This is a genomic window from Actinomadura hibisca NBRC 15177 (assembly GCF_001552635.1).
In the GTDB taxonomy this organism is placed as follows: Bacteria; Actinomycetota; Actinomycetes; order Streptosporangiales; family Streptosporangiaceae; genus Spirillospora; species Spirillospora hibisca.
The window spans coordinates 1-25,530 of sequence record NZ_BCRO01000047.1; the positions used below are offsets into that span (position 1 = coordinate 1).

General features: G+C 72.9%; 25 protein-coding genes, 1 tRNA gene and 1 pseudogene. 9 read left to right on the top strand and 18 right to left on the bottom strand.

What is annotated here, in order from left to right; all coding sequences use genetic code 11:
• Positions 1–75: 75 nt before the first annotated feature.
• The 4 genes from AH6_RS22985 to AH6_RS23000 all read right to left on the bottom strand — a co-directional run bounded on the left by AH6_RS22985 (position 76) and on the right by AH6_RS23000 (position 3,840).
• Positions 76–921 (bottom strand): MEDS and STAS domain-containing protein, encoded by an 846-nt coding sequence (locus AH6_RS22985; protein WP_067483223.1) that lies wholly within the window; start codon positions 919–921, stop codon positions 76–78.
• A gap of 38 nt (positions 922–959) precedes the next feature.
• Positions 960–1,880 carry an anti-sigma factor RsbA family regulatory protein gene (locus tag AH6_RS22990; protein ID WP_067483225.1) on the bottom strand — a complete coding sequence of 307 codons (921 nt, stop codon included), beginning with the start codon at positions 1,878–1,880 and terminating at the stop codon, positions 960–962.
• Positions 1,880–2,797: an MEDS and STAS domain-containing protein gene (locus tag AH6_RS22995; RefSeq protein ID WP_067483227.1), complete on the bottom strand. Its 918-nt coding sequence runs from the start codon at positions 2,795–2,797 to the stop codon at positions 1,880–1,882. The genes AH6_RS22990 and AH6_RS22995 overlap by 1 nt, the downstream gene beginning before the upstream one ends.
• A gap of 80 nt (positions 2,798–2,877) precedes the next feature.
• Positions 2,878–3,840 carry an anti-sigma factor RsbA family regulatory protein gene (locus tag AH6_RS23000; protein WP_067483228.1) on the bottom strand — a complete coding sequence of 321 codons (963 nt, stop codon included), beginning with the start codon at positions 3,838–3,840 and terminating at the stop codon, positions 2,878–2,880.
• Between the two features lie 210 nt (positions 3,841–4,050).
• On the opposite strand from AH6_RS23000, the gene AH6_RS23005 reads away from it, so the two are divergent.
• Positions 4,051–4,135: transfer RNA gene (locus AH6_RS23005), tRNA-Leu, on the top strand.
• Between the two features lie 171 nt (positions 4,136–4,306).
• Here AH6_RS23005 and AH6_RS46955 read toward each other — a convergent pair.
• Positions 4,307–4,912 (bottom strand): annotated as a pseudogene (locus AH6_RS46955) (B3/B4 domain-containing protein); the annotation flags it as partial.
• On the opposite strand from AH6_RS46955, the gene pdxR reads away from it, so the two are divergent.
• Positions 4,875–6,356, top strand: a complete 1,482-nt coding sequence (gene pdxR / locus AH6_RS23015) for a MocR-like pyridoxine biosynthesis transcription factor PdxR (RefSeq protein WP_067483230.1) — start codon at positions 4,875–4,877, stop codon at positions 6,354–6,356. The pseudogene AH6_RS46955 and the gene pdxR sit on opposite strands and share 38 nt — an antisense overlap.
• On the opposite strand, the gene bcp is transcribed toward pdxR, so the two are convergent.
• Positions 6,353–6,820 (bottom strand): thioredoxin-dependent thiol peroxidase, encoded by a 468-nt coding sequence (bcp, locus tag AH6_RS23020; protein ID WP_067483232.1) that lies wholly within the window; start codon positions 6,818–6,820, stop codon positions 6,353–6,355. The genes pdxR and bcp overlap by 4 nt on opposite strands.
• 119 nt (positions 6,821–6,939) lie before the next feature.
• Here bcp and AH6_RS23025 point away from each other — a divergent pair, with 119 nt between their 5' ends.
• Positions 6,940–7,239, top strand: a complete 300-nt coding sequence (locus AH6_RS23025; RefSeq protein WP_067483234.1) for a DUF3618 domain-containing protein — start codon at positions 6,940–6,942, stop codon at positions 7,237–7,239.
• Here AH6_RS23025 and AH6_RS46735 read toward each other — a convergent pair.
• The 10 genes from AH6_RS46735 to AH6_RS23070 all read right to left on the bottom strand — a co-directional run bounded on the left by AH6_RS46735 (position 7,196) and on the right by AH6_RS23070 (position 16,792).
• Positions 7,196–7,450 (bottom strand): anti-sigma factor, encoded by a 255-nt coding sequence (locus AH6_RS46735; protein ID WP_157431642.1) that lies wholly within the window; start codon positions 7,448–7,450, stop codon positions 7,196–7,198. The two genes, AH6_RS23025 and AH6_RS46735, sit on opposite strands and share 44 nt — an antisense overlap.
• A gap of 33 nt (positions 7,451–7,483) precedes the next feature.
• Positions 7,484–8,755, bottom strand: coding sequence for a family 4 glycosyl hydrolase (locus AH6_RS23030; RefSeq protein WP_067483236.1), 1,272 nt, complete (start codon positions 8,753–8,755; stop codon positions 7,484–7,486).
• Positions 8,756–8,765: 10 nt separating this feature from the next.
• A complete protein-coding gene (locus AH6_RS23035) occupies positions 8,766–9,824 on the bottom strand; it encodes a carbohydrate kinase family protein (RefSeq protein WP_067483238.1) in 1,059 nt (352 codons plus the stop codon).
• Entirely contained in the window at positions 9,821–10,477 is a 657-nt protein-coding gene (locus AH6_RS23040; protein WP_067483240.1) for an SIMPL domain-containing protein, read from the bottom strand. Before AH6_RS23040 ends, AH6_RS23035 begins: the two co-directional genes overlap by 4 nt.
• 144 nt (positions 10,478–10,621) lie before the next feature.
• Positions 10,622–11,806, bottom strand: coding sequence for an amino acid deaminase/aldolase (locus tag AH6_RS23045; protein ID WP_067483243.1), 1,185 nt, complete (start codon positions 11,804–11,806; stop codon positions 10,622–10,624).
• Positions 11,807–11,856: 50 nt separating this feature from the next.
• A complete protein-coding gene (locus AH6_RS23050; RefSeq protein WP_067483250.1) occupies positions 11,857–12,798 on the bottom strand; it encodes a CE1 family esterase in 942 nt (313 codons plus the stop codon).
• 75 nt (positions 12,799–12,873) lie between these two features.
• Positions 12,874–13,896, bottom strand: a complete 1,023-nt coding sequence (locus AH6_RS23055; RefSeq protein ID WP_067483252.1) for an ABC transporter ATP-binding protein — start codon at positions 13,894–13,896, stop codon at positions 12,874–12,876.
• A gap of 10 nt (positions 13,897–13,906) precedes the next feature.
• On the bottom strand, positions 13,907–14,743 hold the full coding sequence (locus AH6_RS23060) for an ABC transporter permease (RefSeq protein WP_067483254.1): 837 nt from the start codon (positions 14,741–14,743) through the stop codon (positions 13,907–13,909).
• The gene (locus tag AH6_RS23065; protein ID WP_067483257.1) at positions 14,743–15,663 is read right to left on the bottom strand and encodes an ABC transporter permease subunit; all 921 of its coding nucleotides are present in this window, start codon (positions 15,661–15,663) and stop codon (positions 14,743–14,745) included. Before AH6_RS23065 ends, AH6_RS23060 begins: the two co-directional genes overlap by 1 nt.
• A 28-nt stretch (positions 15,664–15,691) precedes the next feature.
• Complete coding sequence (locus AH6_RS23070) at positions 15,692–16,792, bottom strand: ABC transporter substrate-binding protein (RefSeq protein ID WP_157431643.1); 1,101 nt, start codon at positions 16,790–16,792, stop codon at positions 15,692–15,694.
• A gap of 310 nt (positions 16,793–17,102) precedes the next feature.
• Here AH6_RS23070 and AH6_RS23075 point away from each other — a divergent pair, with 310 nt between their 5' ends.
• The 4 genes from AH6_RS23075 to AH6_RS23090 are packed head-to-tail and all read left to right on the top strand — an operon-like array spanning position 17,103 to position 21,032.
• Complete coding sequence (locus AH6_RS23075) at positions 17,103–18,560, top strand: aldehyde dehydrogenase family protein (protein WP_067483261.1); 1,458 nt, start codon at positions 17,103–17,105, stop codon at positions 18,558–18,560.
• Positions 18,545–19,465 (top strand): CoA transferase subunit A, encoded by a 921-nt coding sequence (locus tag AH6_RS23080; RefSeq protein ID WP_218005912.1) that lies wholly within the window; start codon positions 18,545–18,547, stop codon positions 19,463–19,465. Before AH6_RS23075 ends, AH6_RS23080 begins: the two co-directional genes overlap by 16 nt.
• On the top strand, positions 19,462–20,217 hold the full coding sequence (locus AH6_RS23085) for a CoA-transferase subunit beta (protein ID WP_083983360.1): 756 nt from the start codon (positions 19,462–19,464) through the stop codon (positions 20,215–20,217). The genes AH6_RS23080 and AH6_RS23085 overlap by 4 nt, the downstream gene beginning before the upstream one ends.
• Complete coding sequence (locus AH6_RS23090; RefSeq protein ID WP_067483265.1) at positions 20,214–21,032, top strand: citrate/2-methylcitrate synthase; 819 nt, start codon at positions 20,214–20,216, stop codon at positions 21,030–21,032. Before AH6_RS23085 ends, AH6_RS23090 begins: the two co-directional genes overlap by 4 nt.
• Before the next feature lie 128 nt (positions 21,033–21,160).
• On the opposite strand, the gene AH6_RS23095 is transcribed toward AH6_RS23090, so the two are convergent.
• The gene (locus AH6_RS23095; protein WP_067483267.1) at positions 21,161–22,165 is read right to left on the bottom strand and encodes an MsnO8 family LLM class oxidoreductase; all 1,005 of its coding nucleotides are present in this window, start codon (positions 22,163–22,165) and stop codon (positions 21,161–21,163) included.
• The gene (locus AH6_RS23100) at positions 22,162–23,571 is read right to left on the bottom strand and encodes a DHA2 family efflux MFS transporter permease subunit (RefSeq protein WP_083983362.1); all 1,410 of its coding nucleotides are present in this window, start codon (positions 23,569–23,571) and stop codon (positions 22,162–22,164) included. The genes AH6_RS23095 and AH6_RS23100 overlap by 4 nt, the downstream gene beginning before the upstream one ends.
• A gap of 284 nt (positions 23,572–23,855) precedes the next feature.
• Between AH6_RS23100 and AH6_RS23105 the strand changes: the two genes are divergently transcribed.
• Together AH6_RS23105 and AH6_RS23110 are read left to right on the top strand one after the other, a co-directional pair.
• Entirely contained in the window at positions 23,856–24,923 is a 1,068-nt protein-coding gene (locus tag AH6_RS23105) for a rod shape-determining protein (protein WP_169807894.1), read from the top strand.
• A gap of 13 nt (positions 24,924–24,936) precedes the next feature.
• The gene (locus AH6_RS23110; RefSeq protein ID WP_157431644.1) at positions 24,937–25,491 is read left to right on the top strand and encodes a hypothetical protein; all 555 of its coding nucleotides are present in this window, start codon (positions 24,937–24,939) and stop codon (positions 25,489–25,491) included.
• Positions 25,492–25,530: the final 39 nt, after the last annotated feature.

The following is a 25,530-nucleotide window of genomic DNA, read 5'->3' on the forward strand; positions in this document are numbered from 1 at the left end:
CTCGCCTTCGGCCTTGCCCCGCCAGGACAGTTAGGCACTCGCGCGACGGCTGAGGTCTTTGAGACAGGCCCTAGGTCACCCGCCGAGGCGCAGGCCCGGCAGGCGGTGCCAGCCGACGGTCTCCACCACCGCGACCAGCCGCGGCCGCATCCGGTCCAGCACCAGCGGGCCCCGGCCGGTGCGCACCAGGTCGGCCAGCATGTTCAGCGCGCCCAGGTCGATGAACGCCAGCTCCGCCAGGTCGAGGTGCACCTCCCGGCCCTGCGACACCGGCAGCAGTTGCGCCAGCGCCTCGTCCAGCACCCGGTGCCGGAAGGCGTCCAGCTCGCCGCGCAGCGCCAGCCCGCACGGCTGGAACGTCCGCACGATCTCCAGCACCGGGTCGGCGAACTCCGGGTCGGGCAGCACCCGCACCGCGTGCGTTCCGGCCAGCGCCGCCAGCTCGCCCGGCCCGCACCGGCGCCGGTCGAACTGGCAGATCGCCGCCACCGACGTGGACGGGCCGATCGCCCGCTCGATGTGCCGCTCGCAGCGCAGCAGCTGCTCCAGGCCCGCCGGGCGGCGCACCGCCCACGTCATGTCGGCGGTCACCCGGATCGTGGTGTGGCCCTGCTCCTCGGCCCGCGTGATCTCCTTGGCCAGCGCCTCCATCACCGAGCGGGCGTCGACGTGGCCGCCGGGCCCGCGCGCCCGGTCCACCGGCAGCACGGTCAGCAGCCCGCGGTCGGGGCCCGGCGGCGGCGCGGGCGCGGGCACGTCCTCACCCGCCAGGAAGATCACCTTGTGGCCCCAGGCCAGCCCGTCGCCGACGAACGAGCCCACCACGTGCCGCTGCTCCTCGCCGTTGGCGTAGGGCAGCCAGCCGTGGTCACCCGGGCGCAGCTCACCCACCGGCCGCGTCACCGACCAGGGCGGGTCCATGGCGTCGTCCACCGGCTAGCGGCGCGCGGCTCGGCGCGTCACCCGCTGACGTGCAGCCGGACGAACGTGCCGTCCCAGCCGGCCCGCAGCTCCATCAGGTCCACCAGCAGCCGCACCGTCCACAGCCCGAAGCCGCGCACCAGCGCCGACTCCGGCGGGATGAACCCGGTCAGCGGGTGGGGCCGCCAGTAGCCGTGGTCGCCGATCTCGCAGACCAGCTCGGGGCCGTCGCGCCACACCCACACCCCCATCGGCGGGATGCCGTGCTGGAGCGCGTTGGCCGCGACCTCGTTGGCGGCGGTGACCAGGTTCTGGACGGTCTGGTCGGACAGGCCGTGCGCGATGGCGCGCTCGCTGACGAACAGCCGCAGCCTGTGCAGGTCCTCGCCGTCGATCGCCAGGTACTCGGCGTCGGGGGGCCGCCGGTCGAACCGGCGCACCACGTCGCAGCCCGCGCCGAACACCGGCGGCGTCACGTAGCGCGGGTTCTCCAGGTCGATGCGGCCGTCGGTCAGGACCGGGTGGGTGCGCTGCGCGAAGTCGAGGATCGCGGGGTCCAGGGACCGGCGGTCGTAGGGGCAGAGCGCCCGCGCGTCCGAGTCCTTGAACACCTCGTTGATCAGCGACTCGTAGCGGGCCCACTCCAGCGTCTCGCGCGGCTGGTGGCCCTCCCACACCGGCTCGGCCAGCGCGTACACGCGGCGGGGCCGCTTCTCGTTCACCAGCTCCTGGTACAGCTTCAGCGTGCGGACCGGGTGCAGGTAGAACTCCGCCGAGTCGAAGAAGTCGATCTGCTCGGCGTAGGGGGCCAGCACGTCGCGCAGCGCGTCGAAGTTCGGCTGCCGCACCACCGCCACGGCCGCCTGCCCGGCCTCCATGCCGGCCCGCAGGAACGGCACCGCCACCGCGAGGAACTCCTCGGTGCCGCCGTACAGGAACGCTCTGTGCTCCAACGCCATCAGAAAACGCCTTCCGTCCCGGGAGCCCGGTCCCGGCCTCGGGCCAGGCCCGGCAGCCGGTGCCAGCCCACCATCTCGATCACGTTCTTCACGTCCGTCTGCAGGTTGTCCAGCACCAGGGCCTCGGCCGTGGTGCGCTCGGCGGCGTGCTCGGCCAGCAAGTGCAGCCCGCCCAGGTCGATGAAGCCCAGCCACGACAGGTCGAGGTGGACGCGGCGGCCGGGCCGCGACACCTGCGCCAGCTCCTGGGCGAACACCCCGTGCCGGGCGGCGTCCAGCTCGCCCTCGATGCGCAGGCCGTGCGGCTCGAAGGTGCGGGTGATCCGCAGGACGCCGTCGTCGAACTCGGGGTCGACCTCGACCAGGACCTCGTGGGTGTCGCGCAGCGCGGCCAGCCGGTCGGGCGCGCAGGCGTGCCGGTCGACCTGGCAGATGGCCATCGCCATCGTGCTGGGCGAGACCGCGTCGCCGACCTGGTGCTCGCAGCCCAGCATCTGGTGCAGGTCGGCCGCCGCGCCGTGCGCCTCCAGCAGCCAGCTGTGGTCGGTGGTGAGGCGCACCGCGCGGAAGCCCTGGTCGAACGCCTCGGCGACCTCCCGCTCCCAGACCCGCAACATGCGGTCGGGATCGAAGCGGCCGCGGGCGTCCAGGCAGGCGTGCTCGTGCGAGATCACCCGCAGCTGGCGGCGCTCGGTCAGCGCGCACAGGTCGAGCCGGGTGCGGGGGCCGAGGCCCGGCAGGCGCTCGGCGGGCTCGTCGGTGACGTAGACGACCTTCTCCTCCGAGCGCAGCGCCCCGGCCACGAACGTGCCGATCACGCGGTCGCGCTCCTCGGGCCCCGAGTAGGCCAGCCAGGCATGATCACCGGGGCGGACCTCACTGACGGGTCGTTTGGCGAACAACCAGTTGGGTTCCATGTCCTGCCCATCGGGGTGGATGCGGATTCGACCAGGGTACGCCGCCTGCGCGTTTTTGGAAGCCCATTGCACGGAGTCCCTCACGCTGTGTTGCTGTGGACCGGTGTTCCGGAAGGGACCGCCGGCAACCGCAGCCGCATCCGCACCGTCGTCCCCTCGCCGGTGCGGATCTGGACCAGCGAGCACAGCAGCCGCACGGCCCACAGGCCGAAGCGCCCCACGCCCGCGTGCGGCGGGACCAGCCCGACGTCGGGGCCGCCCCGCCAGCTCCCGGCGTCGCCGACCTCGCACACCAGCTCGCCGGGCTCCACCCACATGCGCAGCACGACCGGTGGTTCGCCGTGCCGCATCGCGTTGGTGACCACCTCGGTCACCGCGACGAGCAGCCGTTGCACGTCCTCCTCCGGCAGCGGGGTGAGCTGCGCGAAGTCGGAGACCCACAACCGCAGCCAGTACAGGTCGGGCTGGCGGACCTCCATCTCCTCGGCCCCGGGCGGCGGCGGGGGCAGCGCGTCCCGGTCGCAGGCGGCGTTGTAGTCCCACGGGTCGACGAACCCGGGGTTGGGCAGGACGGTGCGGCCGCGCACCGTCTCGGGGTGGGTCTTGCGCGAGGACGCGACCACCCCGGCGGGCAGGGCGCGGGAGTAGGGGCACAGCAGCTGCGCGCCCGTCCCGGCGAACGCCACGTTCACCAGGGACTCGGCGCGCTGCCACTCCAGGACTTCGAGCGGCGGGCGGCCGGTCCAGGCGGGCTCGCCGAGCAGCCGCAGCCTGCGGCCTCTGCCGTCGGCCGCGCCGGCGTCGGCCAGGCAGTCGGCGAGGGTGCGCGAGGGGTGGGCGTACCAGCGGTCGGCCTCGACGAACTCGACCCGCTCGGCGCGCGCGCCCAGCGCCTCTCGGAGGGTGACCTCGCTGCCGAGTCCCGTGACCGCGACGACCCGGTCCCCGGCCGCCACGCCCTCCGTTAGGAAGGGCACGGCTCCGGCCAGGAACTCGTCGACGTCGCCGTACGGGAGCACGCGATGGGAGAACGACTGGCTCACGGTGGGTCCCGCCTGCGTCGGTTTCCGGTGCCTGCGCCCGCCTTCGCGACGAGCGCGCCCGTCCAGCCTAGGCCGCCGCCGCCGGAACGCCGAGGCCCATTTTTTCAGATGGTGGGGAGCACCGTGCGGCGCGCTCCGGCACGTCTCACGGCACGGTCCGCCGGTCTGTGTAAGCTGATCAGCGACACCCTGAGGAATCGGGGCAAACCGGCGGACGTGGCGAAATTAGGCATACGCGATAGGTTTAGGTCCTATTGGTGGAAACACCGTGGGGGTTCAAGTCCCCCCGTCCGCACTCGAACCGGGGCATCGACGCGCTCAGCAGCGCGCTGTCCAGCGGGCCGGACCAGACGGCCCCCAGCTCCTCCGCGAGCGTCTTGGTGAGCTCGGCGACGTCGGCCTGAGCGGTCTCGTGCAGGGCCTCGGTGACCACCAGCACCGCCGCCGTGCCGGGCCGCACGGCCGAGCGTCCGCTCTGCCGGTTGGTCCAGCGGCGGGCGTGCGCGCGGCCCGCCTCGTCGGCGAAGATGACCTCGCCCGGCTCGGGACGCTCGATCTCGCCGCCGAAGGTCAGGTACTCCTCCGCGCCCGTCGCGTGCCGGACCTCCAGGCCCCCGGCGACGGCGGCGACGTCGAACACCCCGACCGGGACGGCGTAGGCCAGCGAGATCGCGTTGCACAGGTCGATCACCGGGTGGATGCTCGGCAGCGCCCCTTCCTTGGCGAAGCGGCGCAGCAGGGCCTCGCTGGCGCACCGGTACTGCGTGGGCTTGAGGCCCATCTTGGCGAAGGTGCGCCGCCACGCCTGGATCTCGGGGAAGCCGGTCGCGGGCCCGGCGTCGAGACGCTCCTGGGCGCGGGCGTAGTAGGCGGCGACGCGCTGCTCGACGTCGGCGTCCGGGGTGATGCGCCCCGCGAAGACCGCGCCCGCGGCGAGATCGGGGTGCTCCGCCCAGAGGGCGGGGGAGTGCTGGATGTGTACGGGAGACGTTGACTGTGCCACGGTCAACCACTGTGGGGTGGACAATGGCCCGATGCACAGGTCCAATGGCGACGCGAGCGAGCGGTCCATAACGTCGGGGTCGGATTTCCTCCAGCTCAACGTGGCCGAGGCCCCGCCGGGCGGCCTGGCGGACTGGCTGACCGGGCGGCTGCGGCTGGCGATCTCCGGCGGGGCGCTGCCGGTGGGGTCGAAGCTCCCGGCGACGCGGGTGCTGGCGGCGGACCTGCGGGTGTCGCGGGGCGTGGTGACCGAGGCGTACCAGCGGCTGGCCGAGGACGGCCACATCGAGGGCCGGGGACGCGCGGGAACGGTCGTGGTGGCGGCCCCGCTACCGGCGGACGCGCGTTCGAACCCCGGCGATCGGCAGGTGCGCGCCGAGACGGATGAGCTGTTCGAGAACGAGCCCGACTCGGCGGTGTTCGACGCCCTGCGCCATACGCCGAGCCGGATCGACCTGACGCCCGGCGTGCCGGAACTGGCGGCGTTCCCCCGGGCCGCCTGGATGCGGGCCGAGCGGACGGTGCTGGCCGAGCTGCCGTCGTCGGGCTTCGGGTACGGCGACCCGCGCGGGGCCCCGGCCCTGCGCGCCGAGGTCGCCGACTGGCTGGCCCGCAACCGGGGCATCCGGGCGTCCCCCGACGAGGTGGTGATCGTCGCCGGGACCGCGCAGGCGCTCGCCCTGCTGACGCGGGTGCTGCACGCCGGCGGGATCGACGCGGTCGCCGTCGAGGACCCGGGCTCGCTCGGCGTGCGCCAGCACCTGCGCGACGGCGGCATGGCCACCCCGCCGGTGCCGGTGGACGACCAGGGCGTCCGGGTGGACGCGCTGCGCGCCTCCGGCGCCCCGGCGGTGCTGCTCACCCCGGCGCACCAGTTCCCCATGGGCGTGGTGCTGGGCGGGGAGCGGCGGCGCGAGCTGATGGGCTGGGCCGAGGACGGCGGCCTGATCATCGAGGACGACTACGACGCCGAGCACCGCTACGACCGGCCGCCCGTGGCGGCGCTGCGGGCGCTGCTGGCCGAGCACGTCTGCTACGCGGGCAGCGTGTCCAAGCTGCTGGCGCCCGCGCTGCGCGTCGGCTGGGTGCTGGTGCCGTCCCGCTACCAGGAGGCGCTGGTGGCGGCCAAGCGGTACGCCGACCTGGGCAACGCGATCCTGCCGCAACTCGTGCTGGCCGAGCTGATGCGGTCGGGACGGCTGGAACGCCACCTGCGGATGGTGCGGGGCCGCCACCGGCACCGCCGCGACACGATGATCGCGGCGATCCGCGCGCACCTGCCCGGCGCGGTCGTGCACGGCGCGGCGGCCGGGCTGCACCTGACGGTGACCTTCGACGCCGGGATGCCGGACCGCGACCTGGCGGCGGCGGCCCTGGCGAAGGGCGTCAAGGCGCAGCCGCTGTCGTGGCACCGGCAGCGACCGGGCCGCCCCGGCCTGGTGCTCGGCTACGCGGCGAGCGCGCCGGGCGAGATCGCCGAGGGCGTCGCGACCCTGGGCCGCCTGCTGCGCTAGAGGGTGAGGTCGCGGCGCAGCCGCTCGACGTGCCCGGTGGCCTTCACGTTGTAGTAGGCCTGCTCGATCTTGCCCTCGGCGTCGATGACGAAGGTGGAGCGGATGACGCCGACGACGACCTTGCCGTACAACTTCTTCTCGCCGTAGGCCCCGTACGCCTGGAGGACCTTGGTGTCGGGGTCCGACAGCAGCGGGAAGGTCAGGCCCTCCTTCTCGCGGAACTTGGCGAGCTTCTCGGGCTTGTCGGGCGAGATCCCCACGATGGTGACCCCGGCCTGCTCAAGGTCGGGAAGGCTGCCCTGGAAGTCGACCGACTCCTTGGTGCACCCGGGCGTCATGGCCGCCGGGTAGAAGTAGAGGATGACGCGCTTACCGCGCAGCGACGCCAGGGAGACGGGGGCGCCGTCGGCGTCGGGAAGCTCGAATTCCGGCGCGATGTCGCCGGGCCGCAGACGCTCGGACACCAGTTCCGCCTTTCGTTTCGTGGACGCCTCCACCGTACCGGCTGGGGTGCCGCGGGCGCGTATCGCGCAGACCTGACAGACTGTGGGGATCATGCGTCGCTGAGCGATAGGAACACGGCATGGCTGACACGTCCCGCGACCCGGAGGCGCTTGAGCGGGAGATCGAGCGCACCCGCCAGGAGCTGGCGCGCACGATCGACGAGCTGGCGGACCGGGTCAACCCGCGCAACGTCGCCGATCGGGGGCGTGCGCGGTTGAAGCAGGAGACCGACCAGGTCGTCCAGACGGTGCGGACGATGGTGACCGTTCCGGACGAGAACGGGGAGCCGGGCGAGCTGGACCAGCGTGTCGTGCTGGTCGGCGCGGCCGTCGCCGTCACGTTGACGATGCTGGTCCTCTGGCGGCGCAAGCGCCGTTGACGCGCCACCAAGCGCCGGTCCTCCCTGGGGGACCGGCGCTTTGGCGTGTGCGGCCGAGCGCGGCGGTCACTTTTCCGAAGGCGGCCAGTTCGGTGCGGCACGGCGGGCAGCGGGGCAGGTGCGCGCGCAGCGCGGCGGCCTCGGCGCCGGGCAGGCCGCCGAGGGCGTAGGCGCCGAGGTCGAGACGGTAGGCGCAGTCGGTGGCTCCCACGCCGGGCAGTACGTCCGGCCGGGCCGCCGGTGTTCAGCGGAACTGGGGCAGGTGCTCGCGGTGCGCGGCCAGTCCCTCGTCAAGGATCTTCTCGGCGGTGTGCTTGCTGCGGACGAACGGGTGCGCCATCAGGGCCTGGAGCGCGGTCGGCCGGTCGCCGGTGACAGCGGCGTCGGCGGCGAGCCGCTCGTACTCGTGGATCGCCTGGGTGAGCCCGCGCACGGGGCGGGGGAGCGCGTCCATGGTGAGCGGCACCGGCCCGGAGCGGCCGACCAGGGCGGGAACCTCCACGATCGCGTCGTCCTCCAGGGAGGCGATCGCGCCGTTGTTGCGGGTGTTGACGATCATGCGGCGGCCCTCGTCGCGGTGCAGGGCGCAGATGGTGTCGACCGCGAACTCGCCGTGCTCGCCGCCGCCGCGCTCGCGGCTGGGATCGGGGTCGGCCTTGACCGACTCGGCGGTGACCTGCGCGTAGTAGGCGGGCAGCATGGCCTCGATGTCCTCGGCGCGGGTGGTGCCCTTCTCGCGCAGCTCGCCCACGACCTCGTCGTGGAAGAAGTAGTACTTGGCGTAGGAGTTGGGCAGGAAGCCGAGGGCCTGGGCGAGTTCGGCCATGCGGGACGGGTCGCGCCAGGGGGTCGCGCCGCCGCCGGGGATCTCCAGGCCGTCCAGGAGCGCGGGCAGGTCGAGTTCGCGGCCGTCCAGGCGCAGGCGTTCGGCCCAGGTGGCGTGGTTGAGGCCGATCCAGTCGGCCTCCAGGCGCTCGAAGGGCAGGCCGAGCAGCTCGGCCCACATCTCGGTGTCGCCGACGTGCTGGTCGCAGAGCCCGATGATGCGCGCGCCGGTGTGGCGGGCGACGGCGTCGGTGACGATGTTGGTCGGGTTGGTGTAGTTGACGATCCAGGCGTCCGGCGGGGTGTGGGCGGCGATGTCCAGCAGCACCGGCACCGACCGCAGCGCCATCAGGAAGCCGCCGGGCCCGGCGGTCTCCTGGCCGACGACGCCGTGCCTGAGCGGGATGGACTCGTCCAGGTGCCGCCCGCGCAGGCCGCCGGGGCGGAAGGTGGTGAAGACGTAGTCCGCGCCGTCGAGCGCGGCCTTCAGTTCGGTGTGCGTCTCCACCGTGATGTCGGCCCCGCGCGCGGCGAACATGTTGCGGGCCAGCCGGGTCATGACGTCCAGGTGCCCGGCGTCGATGTCGTAGCAGGCCAGCTCGGCCCCGGCCAGGTCGGCGGCCCGGTGCAGCACGCCCCGGACGACGCCGGGCATGTAGCCGCTGCCGGCCCCGATGATCGCGATCTTCACGGCGTTCCTCCTAGCGCAGGGTGGGCTCGGCGCGGGCGACGGAGTCGGCCCCGCGGTCGAGTTCGGTCCGGGGGATGTGCGGCACGACGAAGGCGTACTGCTCCAGCACCTCGGGCGGCACCTCGCCGCCCTCGCCGAACGCGGCGATCTCGCCCCAGCAGGGCGCGCCCAGCGAGCCGCTGCGGTGCCGCACCGACAACCCGGCGACCAGGTTGGCGAAGCGCAGCCGCTGCTCCAGCGACCAGCCGCTCAGGGTGCCGAAGACGAATCCGGCGGCGAACACGTCGCCCGCGCCGGTCGGGTCGAGGGCCTCGACGGGCAGGGCGGGGGCGGAGGCGCGCTCGCCGGTCCGCGCGTCGACCGCGATGGCCCCCTGCGCGCCCTGCTTGACCACGACGACGGGGACGCGCTCGGCCAGCGCGTCCAGGGCGGCCTCGGGGGTGGCGGTGCGCGTGTAGGCCATGGCCTCCACGGCGTTGGGCAGGAAGACGTCCACGTGCTCCAGCCGGTCGAGGACGTCGGTGGACCAGGTCTCGGTGGGGTCCCAGCCGAGGTCGGCGAAGACCAGCGACCCGCCGCGGCGCAGCGCCAGCGCCCAGTCGGGAACGTTCCGGTCGATGTCGACGAAGCAGCTCGACGCCCGGGGCGGCGCGGTCACCGGCTCCTCGCCGGGCGGCGGCCGGGTGTAGGTGACCATGGCGCGGTCGGCGTCGTGGGCCAGCGAGACGGTCACCGGCGAGGACCAGCCGGCGATGCGCCGCGACCAGCGCAGGTCGACCTCCTCCTGCTCGGCCAGCGTGCGCCACAGGTAGGAGCCGAACAGGTCGTCGCCGAAGGGGGCGGCGAGCCCGACGCGCAGCCCGAGCCGGCTCATGGCGACGGCGATGTTGGCGACGCCGCCGGGCGCGGAGCCGAGCCCGTCGGTGACCAGCTCGGTGCCGGGCGGCGGCAGGCCGGGCAGCCCCGTGAAGATCATGTCCATGAAGACCTGCCCGGTCAGGAACACGTCGAGCCCGTGCTCGCCGGGTCCGAGGCCGGGGCCGCGCTCGGCGCAGGGGTCGCCCGTCACAACGCCGGGGCCGTGATCGTGAAGCGCGCCTCGACGGCGGCGCGCACGGTCTGGGTGGCGGGCTGGAGGTCGATCGCCTCGGGCTCCTCGGCGGCCTCGGCGAACCCGGCACTGCGGGCCATGAGCATGGCGGGCTCGTCGGCGCGGCCGAGCCCCTCGTCGGACAGCTCGACGAGCCCGGTGAGCCGCGCGCCCAGCGCCTCGGCGTACCCGCGGGCCCGCGCGACGGCCTCGTGCGCGGCCCGGGTGGCGGCCTCGTTGTAGACGGGGCTGTCGTGCCGCAACGCCCAGTCGGGCCCGTGCACGGCGGTGCGCTCCAGGTCCCCGAGCCGCGTGATCAGCTCGCCGAGCACGGTGAAGTCGCGCACCACGACCTTGATCCACGCGGTGCCCTGGTAGGCCCGGATGTCGCCCTCGCGCCGCCGGTAGCGCAGCAGCGGTGTGATGGAGATCCCACCGGTCTCCACCTTCTCGACGGCCTCGCCCAACCCCTCGACGAGCTCCAGCGCCCGCCGGTTGCGCTCGACGAGCCGGTCGAGCGCCCGCCGCCGGTCGCTCTCCTGGGACTGGACGTGCACCGACAGCCTGGCGATCTCCGGCTCGGCCTCCAGCACGGCCTCACCACGAACGCTGATCACGGGAGCGTCGCTCATACCAGACAACATAGACGCCGCCCCGCCCCGATCACCCATGTCCGGACCCCGGCATGTAGTGCAGGCGCGTCCCGGTGGACGGTACGCCGAACGGTTCAGCGGTCATGTCGGCAACGTAACCGGTGCCTCTGACAGTTCGCGGGGCTACAGGAAGGTCTGGCCTTCGCCTCGGTAGGTCGGGACCGTCGCGGTGAGGCTGTCGTCTTCGATCAGGTGCAGGGCGGCGAAGCGTTCGCACAGCTCGCCTGCCTTCGTGTGGCGGAACCATACGCGGTCGCCTATCGACAGCAGGTCGGCGGCCTCGCCCAGCAGCGGGGTCTGCACCTCGCCCGCGCCCTCGTTGGCGTCGTAGGACAGGCCCGCGGGCAGGTAGGGCTGCGGGAGGCGGATCTGGTCGGCGGGGCCCGACGCCAGGTAGCCGCCGCCCAGGCAGGTCGCCACGCCCGGGGCCGGTCGGCGGACGACCGGGAGCGCGAACAGGGCGGCGGGGCGGCCGGTGAAGTTCGAGTAGTAGTCGAACAGGTGCGGCTGGTACAGGCCCGAGCCTGCGGCTACTTCGGTTACGGCGCGCTCGGCCACCGTCTTCTCGATCGAGCCCGTGCCGCCGCCGTTGACGAACTCCAGTTCGGTCAGCTCGCGCACGGCCTTCACGATCGCGGCGCGGCGGCGGGCCAGTTCCATCCGGGAGCGCTGCTGCATCGTCCGGATCGCGCGCGCCATCGCGGGCTTGCCCGGCGGGCGGTCGCCGACGCCCGCGATCTGGCCCTCGTACGCCATCAGCCCCACGAGGGTGAACGCCGGGCGCTTCACGACCTGCTCGGCGAACGCGCGCACCTCGGCGGCCGTGTGCAAGGGAGAACGGCGCGGGCCGAAGCGCACCCGGCCGCCCAGCACCCGGTAGGACGCGTCCACGTCGATGCACACCCGGACGGGACGGCCGCCGGACGCCTCCTCGATCAGGTCCAGGTGGGCGGGGTCGTCCACCATCAGGGTGATCACGGAGGCGGCGTGCTCGTCGGCGGCCAGGGCGGCGATCGCGGTACGGTCGGCGGTCGGGTAGGCGACCAGGATGTCGTCGCTGACGCGGTGTCCGGCCAGCCACAGGGCCTCGGGCAGGGTGAAGGCCATCACCCCGGCGAAGCCGTCCATGGCCAGGACCTCCTCCAGGAGCGCCCGGCAGCGCACCGACTTGCTGGCGACGCGGATGGGCTTGCCCGCCGCGCGGGCCACCAGCGCGGCGGCGTTGGCGCGGAACGCCCGCAGGTCCACGACCGCGAAGGGGGCTTCGAGGTCGGCGGTGGCGGCGTCGTAGCGTTCCCGGAGGTTCATGCCTGCCAGACTGCCACAAAAACGGCGAATGTGAAAAGCATTCACATCCGTCAGGGGCGCGGGTGTGACCGGAAGAACTCCCAGATCGCCTTGCTGGCACCGGCCGGCCAGCGGTGCGTGCCGCCCTCGATCTTGCAGAAGGTCACCTCGACGCCGTCCTTCTTGCCGGTCGCCGTGCACTGGCCGCCGGCGGCGCTGAGCGCGTTCACCTTCTCCTTGGGGGCGGGCAGGCCGCCCTTCTCGCGCCAGAAGTCCACGGCCTTGGACACCGGCGGGAACGGACGGTCGTCGTTGATGTCGCGCTTGCCCCCACCGTTGAACGGAACGTTGCGGTCGGCGGTTCCATGGAAGATCATCGCCGAGACGGGGCGCTCGGGGTCGCAGCCGGTGACCAGGGCCCCTTCGACGACGCCGATCGCCGCCACCTTGTCCGGCCGCTCGCACGCCATCCGGTAGGCCATGCCCGCGCCGTTGGAGAAGCCGGTCACGTAGACGCGGGACGGGTCGGCGAGCCCCGCATCGGTGATCTTGTCGATCAGCCTGGACAGGAAGTCGACGTCCTTGATGTTGCCCATCTTGGCCGCGCCGCAGCAGTCCCCGGCGTTCCAGGTGGTCATGAAGCCGTCGGGGTAGGCGACCAGGAAGCCGTGGTCGTCGGCGATCTGGTCGAAGCCCGTCAGCTTCTGCATCTGCGTCATGTTGGCCAGGCCGCCGTGCAGCGCCAGCACCAGCGGCAGCTTGGCGGCGGGCTTGCCGTCGCGCCACTTGCCCTTGGTCAGCTTGGGCGGGACGTGCAGCAGGTACTCGCGGTGGCCGGGCGTGTTGACGTCCAGTTTCTGCTTGTGCGTGCCGGTGGAGGTCGGGATGCCCGCCACCGTCGCCGGGCGCTTGCCGTCGGCCTTCTTCTTGGGCTCGCCGCCGCCCCTCTCGGTGTCGCTGCATCCCGCCAGCACGAGGCACACCGCCATGACCACAAGCACGAGTCGCCGCATGGCAGCGAATCTAACCGGTGCGCGCCGCCCCAAACTACTGATCGGTAGGCAAAAGGGGCGGCGACCCCGATCCGGTCAGGCGGGGAAGACCTGCACGCAGTCGGGCGCGACCCGCACCCTGACCTGCTGCCCCTCCTCCAGCGAGGTGGCCGCGCGCGAGGGGACGTCGGCGAACACCGTGGTGCCCTCGGCCGTCGCGTACACGCGCGTCACCGCGCCCAGGAACACCTTCACGTCGACCGTGGCGGCGAGGCCCGGCCCGTCCGCCGTGACCTCCACGTCCTCGGGACGGAACAGGCACAACGCCCGCCCGTCCGCCGGGGACGCCACCTCGAACGCCCCGCCCCACGCCACGCGCCCGCCCGCCGCCTCCAGCTCCAGCGTGTTGCGGTTGCCGACGAACCCGGCCGCGAACCGCGTCGCGGGCGCCGCGTAGATCTCCGGCGGCGGCGCGCACTGCTCGATCCGGCCGCTGTTCATCACCGCGACCCGGTCGGAGATCGCCAGCGCCTCCGACTGGTCGTGGGTGACGAACACCGTCGTGATGCCCACCTGGTGCTGGATGCGCCGCACCTCGTCGCGCAGCCGCGTGCGCACCTGCGCGTCCAGCGCCGACAGCGGTTCGTCCAGCAGCAGCACCTCCGGGTCGGGCGCGAGCGCGCGGGCCAGCGCGACGCGCTGCTGCTGCCCGCCCGACAGCTGGTTGGGCAGCCGGTCGCCGTACGACTCCAGCCCCACGAGCGCGAGCAGCTCCTCGACGCGGGCCGCGATCTCCTGCTTCGGCCGCCGCCGCACCGTCAGCGGGAACGCGATGTTCCCCGCCGCCGACAGGTTCGGGAACAGCGCGTACGACTGGAACACCATCCCGATCGGCCGCTTGCGCGCCGCCAGCCGCGTCACGTCGGCACCGCCGATGGAGATCGTCCCGCCGTCGGCCTCGTTCAGCCCGGCGATGCAGCGCAGCAGCGTGGTCTTGCCGCAGCCGGACGGGCCGAGCAGCGCCAGCATCTCGCCCTTGGCCACCGACACGTCCACCGCGTCCAGCGCCACGTGCGAGCCGTACCGCTTGGTGAGGCCCTCCAGGACCACATGTGCCATCGAAAGCTCCTCAGCCCTTCTCGGTCGTACGGGTCAGCGCCATCGTGGAGGCGGTCGCCCTGCCGCGGCCCAGCCACACCACCAGCGCCGACAGGGCGAACAGCAGCCCGAACGTGAAGATCGTGATCACCGCGAGCGCGTTGGGGTCGTTGCCGGTGCGCGAGGTGAACTGGCGCGCCGCCCACAGCGGCAACGTCTCGTACCGGGTGCCGGTCAGGATCTTGGCGAGCGCGAACTCGTTCATCGCCGTCGCCACCACCAGCAGCGACCCCGACACGATGCCGCCCCGGATCGCCGGGAGGATCACCCGGACCAACGCCGTCATCGGGTGCGCCCCGCAGGTCGCGGCGGCCTCGCTGAGCCGGGCGGCGTCGGCGGCCAGCAGCGAGTTCTCCACCGCCCAGTACAGGAACGGGAACGCGATCGCCGCCGTGGCCGCCGCCAGCAGCCAGAACGACCCGAACAGCGCCGGGAAGGTGTCCTTGACGACCAGTTGCAGGCCCGCCCCGACCACCACCCACGGGATCGCGAACGGGATCACCGCGACGGTCTGCACCACCGACCCGATCCGCGGGTTGCGCACCACCGACCAGTACGCGGCGGGCACCACCAGCACGATGTCGATCGCCAGCGCCACCGCCGACAACACCAACGACCGGCCGAGCGCGCCCGACACCTCGGGCCGGGTGAACACCGACGTCCAGTGCGCGAGCGTGTAGCCGCTGGGCAGGGCGCTGTCGCCCCACCGCGTCGCGACCGAGTAGAGGAACGCCGCCAGCAGCGGCAGCGCGAAGTAGGCCGCCAGCAGGAGCAGGAAGGCCCGCGAGCCGAGCCGGTGCCGCGTCATCACAACCACCTCGTGGCGCGCCGGATCGCCAGCCGGTACAACACCGTGGACACCACCGCCAGGATCATCAGCAGCACCGACAACACCGCCGCGCGCTCCAGGCCGAACACCGACGACTCCAGCGTCGAGCCGATCTGCAACGTGATCAGCTTGACGCTCTGCGGCCCGGACGCCAGCGCGTAGGTGACGGCGTAGATCCCGATCGTCCACGTGAAGATCAGCAGCCATCCGGCGGCGGTGAAGGGCGCCAGCACCGGCACGCCGATGCGCCGCCAGAACTGCCACCGCGTCGCGTGGCAGACCTGCGCGGCCTCCCACCAGTCGTCGCGCAGCACCGCCATCGCGGGCAGCGTCAGCAGCACGAACATCGGGACGTTGAAGTACAGGTAGGCGATGTTGACGCCGCCGAACGACGAGGTCGCCGGGAAGGACACCCCGAGCAGGTGGGTCAGCATCCCGGTGGAGCCGATCAGCGCGACCATCGCGAACGCCAGGCCGATCCCGGCGAAGTTGGCGGCCACGTTCATCAGCGCCAGCCACGTCGCGCGCCCGGCCACCCGCATCCGCGAGATCAGCCAGGCGGCCGGGACGCCGAACAGCGCCGACAACGTCGCCTGCAACGCGCCCAGCGAGAGCGAGTTGCGGATCGCCTCGCGGTCCACCGGGTTGTCGATGACCTTCTGGACGTTGCCGAGGCCGTAGCCCCCGGCGCGCAGCGCGAAGGTGTCGTTCAGCAGGCGGGCGGCCGGGAGCACCAGGAGCAGCAGCGCGAACGCCAGCAGCGGCAGCGCGGGCAGCCAGTCGGCGACCAGGCGGCCGAAGCGGGGGAGCGGGGAGGGACGGGACGCGGCGCGGGGCCGGGGCGCGCGGTCGGGCAGCGCGCCCTCGGCCACGGCCCGCGAGGGGGCGGGGGAGGTCAAACCGCTCCTCCCGGGGGTACACGGCCGCTCACGCGACGACCTTCGCTTCCCACTCCTTCACGATCTCCTCCGGGTTGATCTTGGAGTACTCGATCTCCTTGACGGCCTGGTAGGCAGCGTCGGGCAGCCAGTTCTTCTTGCGGTCGGCCGGGACCTGTAGGTCGCCGTTGATGGCGCGGACCGGGTGCGCGCCGGACTCGGCGAACAACAGCTGGCCCTCGTCGGTCAGCACGTAGTCGAGGAACGCCTTGAGGAAGTCGCCCTTGGCGGTGTTGTACTTGTTGATCATCAGGCCGGAGGGGGCCCAGATCGAGCCGTCGGAGGGGACGATGACCTCCAGCTTGACGCCCTTGGCGCCCAGCTCCTTCTTCTGCGCGATGCCGTTGAAGTCGTAGTTGACCTGGATGGGCGCTTCGCCCTTCTCCAGGGTCTCTTCGCTCATCTTCGCGTCGGACAGGTTGCCCGCCTTCTTGAGCTTGGCGAAGAAGTCGAAGCCGGGCGCAAGGTTGCCGACGCCGCCACCGTTCGCGACCGCAGCCGCCACGACCATCGCCTGTCCGGTGCCCGACGACGCCGGGTTCTTGGTGGCGATCAGCCCCTTGTACTCGGGCTTCAGCAGGTCCCGCCAGGTCCGGGGCGGGTTCTTCACCTTGCCGGTGTTCACCACGAACGCGGGCGCGCCCACGAACGTGGCGACCCAGCCGCCCCCGGCGGCCTTCTGCCAGTCCTTCAGCTTGCCGGCCGACGGCGGCGTGTACGGCGGCACGACGCCCTTGGCCTCGGCGACCGGCCCCCACATCAGGCCGATGTCGCTGGCGGTGCCGACGGGGTTGTTCTGCTCGGCGTCGAACTTCTGGATCTCGTCGGCCGAGGACATGTCGGTGTCCTTGTGCGTACAGGTGCCGCCGTGCTTGGCGCAGAACGCCTTGACGAGCCCGCCGTAGTTCGCCCAGTCGGGGGCCAGGCCGTAGGTGGGCAGGTCCTTGCCCTGCGCGGCGATCTTCGAGGTGTCGGGGGCGGCCTTCCAGTCGAAGCCGCCGACGGTGCCGTCGGAACCGCCGCAGCCGGCCAGGCCGACCAGCCCGGCCATCGCCGCCGCCGCGGCGGCCAGCCTACGGGGAGTTCTCATTGTCTCGCCTCTCGATCTGTCGGACCGGCGGGGGACCCAGCGGTGCCGCATGGGGTTGGGGCATGTCTAACCCCCGCCATTGCGACCCGCCACCGGGATATGGCTATGGCCCTTATAGGCAGCACCGATCGCATGGCCCTTGACCTGGGCTGGTGAATTGGCGGCAACACGGCCGTAACCGGCCGGTCCCCATGCCTTTACCTGAGGTTTCCGCTGGTCAGAGAGGTGGTGCGGCCATATAGCGGTGCTCTATGACCCCCATCGCGAAGACCCCATTGTGGCGGGGAAGCCGCCGGGAGAGGCTGACGCCATGGCAACCAGCAATGCGCGCGGGCATTCCGCCGGCCGGTACGGGCTGAATTACATAGGCGGTGAATGGCGGCCCCCGGAGAGCGGGCGGACCCGGCCCAACATCAATCCCGCCGACATCTCCGACCGGATCGGCGACTTCGCCGAGTCGGGCGGCCTCGACGTCGACACCGCCGTGGACGCGGCCGCCGCCGCGTTCCCCGCGTGGAAGGCGCTCGGCCCGCTCAAGCGCGCCGAGCACCTGCGCACGGCCGAGCGGCTCATCGAGGAGCGCGCCGAGGACTTCGCCGCCGCGATCTCCCGCGAGCAGGGCAAGTTGCTGAGCGAGGCGCGCGGCGAGGTCAAGCGCGCGCTGGCGATCATCGACTTCACGGCCGGGGAGGCGCGCCGCCTGAACGGCGTGACGACCCCCGCCGAGGAGCCGCGCACGCTGGCCTACACCTTCCGCGCCCCGCTCGGCGTCGTCGGGCTGGTCACGCCGTGGAACTTCCCGCTGGCGATCCCGATGTGGAAGGTGGCCCCGGCGCTGGTGGCCGGGTGCGCGGCGGTGTTCAAGCCGTCGCCGTTCACCCCGCTCAGCGCCGCGCTGCTGACCGAGGTGTTCGCGGACGCGGGCGTCCCGGCGGGCGTGCTGAACCTGGTGCAGGGCGACATCGCCGCGGGTGAGGCGCTGACGGCCAACCCGAAGGTCGCCGGGATCAGCTTCACCGGCTCGTTGCCGGTCGGGTTGAAGATCCAGGAGGCGGGCGCGGGACGGCTGCTGCGCACCCAGCTTGAACTTGGCGGCAAGAACGCGGTGCTGGTGCTGGAGGACGCCGATCTCGACAAGGCCGTCAAGGCGGTCGTGCACGGCGCGTACGGCCAGGCCGGGCAGCGGTGCAGCGCGACCTCCCGCGTCATCGTGGACGTGAAGGTCAAGGAGGCGTTCCTGGAGAAGCTGGTCGCCGCCGTGGCGGAGCTGAAGCCGGGCACGGACATCTGCCCGGTCGTCAACGAGCAGCGCCTGACCGCCTGCCTGGACGCCATCGCGGGCGCGCAGGAGGCCGGGGCCAAGGTCGCCATCGGCGGCGGCCGGGCGACCGAGGGCCTGCCCGACGGTTACTACGTACAGCCCACGGTGTTGCGCGACGTGCCGTGGGACAGCGAGCTGGCGCAGGAGGAGGTGTTCGGCCCCGTCCTGTCGGTGATCGACTGCGACGGGTTCGACGACGCCATGCGCATCTCGAACTCCGTCAAGTACGGCATGTCCGGCACCATCTTCACCCGCGACATGGCCAAGGCGTTCGAGGCGCTGGACCGCTTCGAGGCGGGGATGTTGCACGTCAACCGGCCCGGCGTCGGCGCGTACGCGCACCTGCCGCACATGGGCGCGAAGTTGTCGCAGTTCGGCCCGCCGGAGTGCTCGCCGCAGGTCTGGGACTTCTACACCGAGTGGCGGTCGGCGTGCATCAGCTACTGACGGACTCGAAGGTGCTGACCGCCGAGGAGGCAGTGCGCGCGTTCGTCACGCCGGGCGCGGTCGTCGGCATGGGCGGGCAGAACATCAACCGCTGCCCGATGGCGCTGGTGCACGAGGTGGCGCGGCAGGGCGTCGGCGACCTGACGGTGGTCGGCTGCAACCTGTCGTTGCCGCTGGACGTCCTGGTCGCGGCCGGGCTGGTGGTCCGCACCGAGCAGGGTTCGGGCAACCTGGAACGTTACGGGACGTTGTTCTCCTGGCGGCGCGCGGTCGAGGCCGGGGCCGTGGACGTGCGCGACCACAGCCACCTGGCGATGGCCACGCGCTTCGCCGCCGGGGCCAACGGCGTGCCGTTCCTGCCGACGCGCAGCCTGCTCGGCTCCGACGTGCTGGCGGGCCTCGCCGAGGCGGGCCTCGCGCGGATCGTGGACGACCCGTGGGGCGGCGGCCCGGTGGTGCTGATGAAGGCGCTCGCCCCCGACGTGTCGCTGATCCACGCGCACCGCGCCGACCCGTCCGGCAACGTCGTCGTCGAGGGCGTGACCAGCCACGAGGTGGACATGGTGCGGGCCTCGGCGACCACGATCGTGTCGGTGGAGGAGATCGTCCCCGACGGGGAGCTGAACGCCCGCCCCGAGGAGGTCACGATCTCGGGCGCGTACGTGTCGGCGGTGGTGCGCCAGCCGTTCGGCGCCTACCCGACGTCGGTGTACCGGCGCTACGACTTCGCGGAGGCGGAGATCAAGGAGTACCAGGCGCTGGCGCGCCGGGGCGACGACGCCTACGCGTCCTGGCTGGCCCGGCACGTGCTGGAGCCGGAGACCTTCGACGCCTTCCTGGAGCGCGCCGACCCGGGCGGCGTGCGGCGGGCCGAGCTGACCGAGTCCATGCGGAGGTACACGTGATCCCGTTCCCCCGGGAGATCCTGGCGGTCGAGGGCGCGCGGCAGATCGCCGACGGCGACGTGGTGATCGTCGGGACCGGGCTGCCGCTGCTGGCGGCGACCCTGGCCCAGCGCACCCACGCGCCGGGGGCCCGGCTGGTGATCGAGTCGGGCGTGGTGTTCCCCAAGGTCGTGCCCACCCCGGTGTCGGTGGTGGACCCGCGCCTGATGCACGGGGCGTCGCGGCACGGCTCGTTGTACGAGGCGCTCGGCGGCATGGTGCAGCGCGGCCTGGTGCACACCGGGTTCCTCGGCGGCGCGCAGATCGACCGGTACGCCAACATCAACTCGACCCGGGTGGCGGGCAAGCGCCTGCCCGGCAGCGGCGGCGCGAACGACATCGCGAGCCACTGCCGCAAGGTCGTGATCCTCACCGACCACGAGCGGCGGCGCTTCCCCGAACGTTGCGACCACGTCACCAGCCCCGGCTTCCTGGACGGCCCGGGGGCGCGCAAGGCCGCGGGCCTGCCGCCGCTGGAGGTCAAGGTCATCACTGACCTGTGCGTGATGGAGGCCGCCGACTCCGCGCTCGCGGTGACGGCCCTCATGCCCGGCGCGACGCTGGCGGCCGTGCGCGCCGAGACGGGCTTCGCCGTCGAGGCCGCCGACGTGCTGGCCGAGGTCGCCCCGCCCACCACTGACGAACTGACGCTGCTGCGCGAGGTCCTGGACCCCGACTGCGTGTATTTCCCCGAAAGGAAGAGCGAGAAGTGAGCGAGAAGAAGCCGTTCGCCTGGGAGACCGGGATCGCCTGGAAGAACAAGGACCGCATCGTCGTGCGCGGGTACGACGTGAACGAGTTGACGGGCAACATCTCGTTCGCCGAGCACTTCCACCTGGTGCTGCGCGGCGAGCTGCCCACGCCCGAGGTCGGGAGGATGACTGAGGCGATCATGGTGAACATGGCCGAGCACGCCATGTCCCCGTCGTCGGCCACCGTGCGGTTCGCGACCTCCGGGGGCGCGGAGCTGAACGCGGCGGTGGCGGCGGGCGTGGCGGGCATCGGCCGGCTGCACGGCACCGCCGACCGCCCGGCGGACCTGTTCCGCGCCGTCGCCGAGCGCGCCGACCGCGACGGCCTGTCCGACACCGAGGCCGCCGCGAAGGTGGTCGCGGAGATGCGCGAGCGCCGCGAGCGGATGCCCGGATTCCACCACGCCCAGCACATCCGCGACCCGCGCACCGAACGCCTGCTGGGCCTGGCCGACGAGCTGGGCATCACGGGCCGGTACGTGACGATCGCGCGGGCGATGGAGGACGCCACCGAGGACGTCTTCGGCCGCCGCGTGTGGATCAACGGGCCGGGCTCGATGGGCTGCGTGGGCCTGGACATGGGCTACGAGCCGTTGCAGCTCAAGGCGATGTTCATCGTGTGCCGCTCGTTGTCGTTGTGCGCGCACTCGATCGAGGAGGTGACGCGCGAGAAGGGCTGGCGCGCGTCGGCGAACTCGGACATGGTGCAGCCGCTGTCCCTGGAGATGCAGGGCCCCGACCACTACGACGGCCCGGCCGACCGAAAGCTGCCCTAGCTTCTCTCTACTGCCGCCGCGAGGCGCGTCGCACCCATCTCTCTACTGCCGCTTTCTACCGCCGCCGCCGGTGCGGTGTTCTCGCCCCCAGGCGAGGGCACCGCACCGGCGGCGGCGCCGTCCTGGCCTCAGCCCACCGCCCGCAGCGCCCCCGCCGAAAGCCCCACCAGCCGAGCCAGCCTCCGGTGCGACTCCAGCCGCGCCTCCCGGTCGTACGTGCTCGTATGAACGAGCACCTCGTCCGCCCCCGTCCGCTCGATCAACCCCTCCAGCGCCTCGGCCACCTCGTCCTCCGTCCCCGCGATCTGCCCCGCCATCGACTCCTCGAAGATCCGCCGCTCGCGCGCCGCCATCTCGATGGTGTCGATCTCCTCCGGCGGCACCAGCGCCGGGAAGTCCCCCCGCGTCCGCGCGTAGGTGTTGGACCATGCCTCCGGCATCAGCAGCCGCCGCGCCTCGCGCGCCGAGTCCGCCACCACGACGGCCTCGGACACCACCACGTAGGGCCGCTCGCCCCGGAACCCCGCGCGGTACCGCTCGATCGCCTCGATCATCCGGGCCTCGCCCCGGGCGGGCGCGATGACCAGCGGCAGGCCCAGTTCCGCCGCCAACCCCGCGCCCGCCCCCGTGGCCAGCAGGAACGCCGGGACGCGCAAGCCCTCGGCGGGCCAGGCGTGCACGCCGTCCTGGCCGCCCCCGAAATAGCCGAGCAACTCGCGCACCCGTTCCGGGAAGTCCTCGGCGTCGGTCACCCCGAGCGCCTGCCGGACGCCCCCGGTGAAGCCCAGCGACCGCCCGAGGCCCATGTCGATCCGCCCCGGATACAGCGCCTCCAGCACCCCGAACTGCTCGGCGACGACCAGCGGCCGGTGGTTGGGCAACATCACCCCGCCCGTCCCCACCCGGATGCGCGAGGCCGCCCCCGCCACGGCCGCCGCCAGCACCGTCGGGGCCGAGCCCGCCACACCCGGCACGCTGTGGTGCTCGGAGACCCAGAACCGCTCGTACCCGAGGTCCTCGATCCGCCGCGCGAACGCCACCGTGGCGCGCAGCGCGGACGCGGGGTCCTCGCCCGCCCGCGTGCGCGAGCGGTCGAGGACCGAGAAGCGGACCGATGCCGATGAAGCGCTCATACCGGCTTCAACACGTCCGCCTCCTGTTCGCGTCCCGCCTGGTCAGCGACGACGGGACGGCGCACGCCCAGCGACGCCGCCGCGCCCGCCAGCGAGATCGCCGCGACCACGACCAGCGCCGCCGCCAGCCCGTCCACGATCGCCCGCCCCGACTCGAACCCGCCCGCGCGCCCGAACACCGCCGTGGCGACCGCGACGCCGACCAGCCCGCCGACCTGCCGCGCCGTGGCGTTGGCGGCCGACGCCAGCCCGAGATCGGCGGGCGCGACGGCCCCCACCACCGCGTTGGAGACGGCCGGGAACACCAGCGCGATGCCGATCCCGGCCACCAGCAGCGGCGCGAACAACGTCCCGTACGCGGTCGCGGGCCCGGCCACCGCCGCCAGCCACAGGAACGCCGACCCTTGCAGGACCAGGCCCGCCACCATCAGGGGCCGGTTGCCGATCCGGTCGCCGAGCCGTCCCACCACGGGGGCCAGCAGCATCGGCATGATCGTCCAGGGCAACATGCGCGCGCCGCCCTCCAGCGCCGAGTAGCGCAGGCCCGTCTGGAGGTACTGAGGGACCAGGAACGCCGCCCCCATCAGCGACGCCCCCATCAGGAACACGGTGCCGGTGGCGCTGGCGAACGTCCGGTCGGTGAACAGGTGCCGGGGCAACAGCGGGCTCGACGCGCGGGCCTGCCGGACGGCGAACGCGCCCAGCAGGACGACGCCGCCGACGATCGACGCGGCGGTCCAGGCCGTCGCGTCCTCCCGGATGATCCCCCACACCAGCGCCGCGAGCCCGGCCGCCAGCAGCACCAGCCCCGGCACGTCCGCCGCGCGCGGCGCGCCCCGGCTCTCGGCCAGCAGCCGGGGCGCGAGCACCATCGCGACCAGGCCGATCGGCACGTTCACCCAGAAGATCCAGGGCCAGGACGTCCCGGCGACGACCAGGCCGCCCACCAGCGGCCCGAGCGCGACCGCCGATCCCGTCGCCGCGCCCCAGACGCCCACGGCCGCGCCCCGCCGCCCCGGCGGCACGGCCGCCGTGACCAGCGCCAGGCTCAACGGGGTGATCAGCGCGGCCCCGGCCCCCTGCACGGCCCGCGCGGCGATGAGCGCACCGGCCGTCGGGGCGAGCGCGCAGGCCGCCGAGGCGAGCGTGAACACCCCGAGCCCGATGCCGAACACGCGGCGTCGCCCCAGCCGGTCGCCCAGCAGGGCGGCGGTCGGGATGAGCACGCCGAACGCGAGCGTGTAGGCGTTGACGGTCCAGCCGAGCGCGTCGAGCGAGGCGTCCAGCGAGGTGCGGATGGTGCTGAGCGCGACCGTGACCACCATCAGGTCCAGCGTGACCATGAACGCCGGAACGCAGGTGACGGCGAGCGCGAGGGCGGGACGCCCCGCGGCGCGTGAACTCATGTCGTCCTCCTTCATCGCCTCCCTGGCGAACGGGGGACGCCCGGATCGACACCCGCGCCGCTCCTTTCTTGATCCATTTCGGCGCGTGAAAGATCGTTTTTATCGGCCGCCGCTTTTCAAGTGGCGTCGAGGTCACATCTGCCTTACTTTGCGCGTCCACGCCGTCGCGAGAAACCCCGCAGGCCGGGGAGATGGCGGTCTCTTTGCCCGTCGCAGCGTTCCCGCCCGCCCGGGTCCGGGCACTTTGCGAAGAGCAGCCGAAACAGATCGCACGAAGGTCTCATATGGGTTTCCTTTCAGCCGTCATTCGCACCGACACCGCCGTCGATTTGGGAACAGTTCACGCACGGATCTTCGTGCCGGAACAGGGTTCGTATTTCTGCGCCCCCTCGGTGGTGATGGTCAGCCGGCGGAACGGACGGGTCCTCGCCATCGGGAACGACGCCCTGATCGGCGGGGAGCTGGGTTGGCGCGACGTCGAGCTGGTCCGGCCCATCAAGAACGGCGCGGTGGCCGACTACGACGCCGCCGTGGCCCTGGTGCGCTGGTTGCTCGCCACCGCGCACGGGCGGCGGCCGAGGGTGCGACCGCAGGTGGCGGTGGCGGTCCCGGCGGGCGCGGCGAACATGGAGCGGCGGGTCCTGGAGGAGGTCGTCAAGGAGGCCGGGGCCCGCAAGGTCGTGCTGGTGGACCAGGGGCTCGCCGCCGGGCTCGGGCACCAGAGCGACGACGCGGGGATCTCGGCGCGGATGGTCGCCGACTTCGGCGGCCGGTCCGTCGAGATGGCGATCGTCGCCCACGGCCGGGCTTGGGCGCAGCGGACGCTGCCGCTGGGCGGCGAACGGCTGGACCAAGCCGTCATCGACTGGGCGCTGCGGGAGTACCGGATGGTGCTCAGCGACCGGATGGCCGGGCGGGTCCGGCTGAACTCGGCGGTGCTCGCGCACGACGAGGGCGAGTACACCCCCGTCGCGATCTGCGGGCAGGACGCGCTCTCCGGCAGGCCGGTGGTCCACACCGTCGCGGCCGGGGAGATCACCGGCGCGATGACGCCGGTCCTGGACCGGATCGCGGTGGAGCTGAAGGAGCTGCGCGCCTCCTGCGACCCCGAGCTCATCGGGCAGTTGCTCACCCGGGGGCTGGCGCTGTCCGGCGGGGGCGCGCTGCTACCGGGGCTCCCGACGCTGCTGGCGCAACGGCTGGACATGCCGGTGCACATGAACGCGTCCCCCGACCAGACCGTGGTCGTCGGGGCGGCGCGCTACCTACACGGCCCTTGGGCGAACGCGCCGAAGAAGCCGCGCGTGACCCTGGGGGAGAAGACGATGATCGTGGCCTCCGCCACCGAGTGAAGGGCTTGGGCTCGTGACACTTGTCAACACGACGGCGGCGGTGACCGGCGACGAGGCGCTGTCCACCTGGTTCCTTGAGCGGTGCGGGAGTTGCTGCCGCGAGGGCGACGTGCTGGAGGTCGGCTCCGAGTTCATCGGCGCGGCCCAGTTCTGCGGGGAGGACGAGGAGTACCAGACCGCCGACTTCGCCTCGACGGACTGGACCGCGCTGCGCGCCGCCAAGGCCAAACGGTTCAAGTTCGTGCACCTCACCGCCGACAGCGCCTACGACGACCTGCGCACCGGCATCGAGACGGCCCGGATCCTGCTGCGCGCGCAGGGCGTCATCGCCGTCAGCCGGTACCACACGGGCAGCAACCCCGGATCGGCGGCGGCGGTCTGGCAGGCGGTGCTCACCGGCGCGTTGCGGCCCATCTGCGCGACCCGGCACCGCTTCTACGGGATGTGGGGGGACACCGCGCCGGTGCAGCACGAACTGCTGGTGTGGATGGCCAGCCACCATTCGGGGTTCGCCGCCGACGTGCACCACATCGAGGGGCACCGGCTGCTGCACTTCGACCTGGACTAGGCGGTGTTTCAAAGCCCCGGCCCAGGGGGCTCGCCTGGC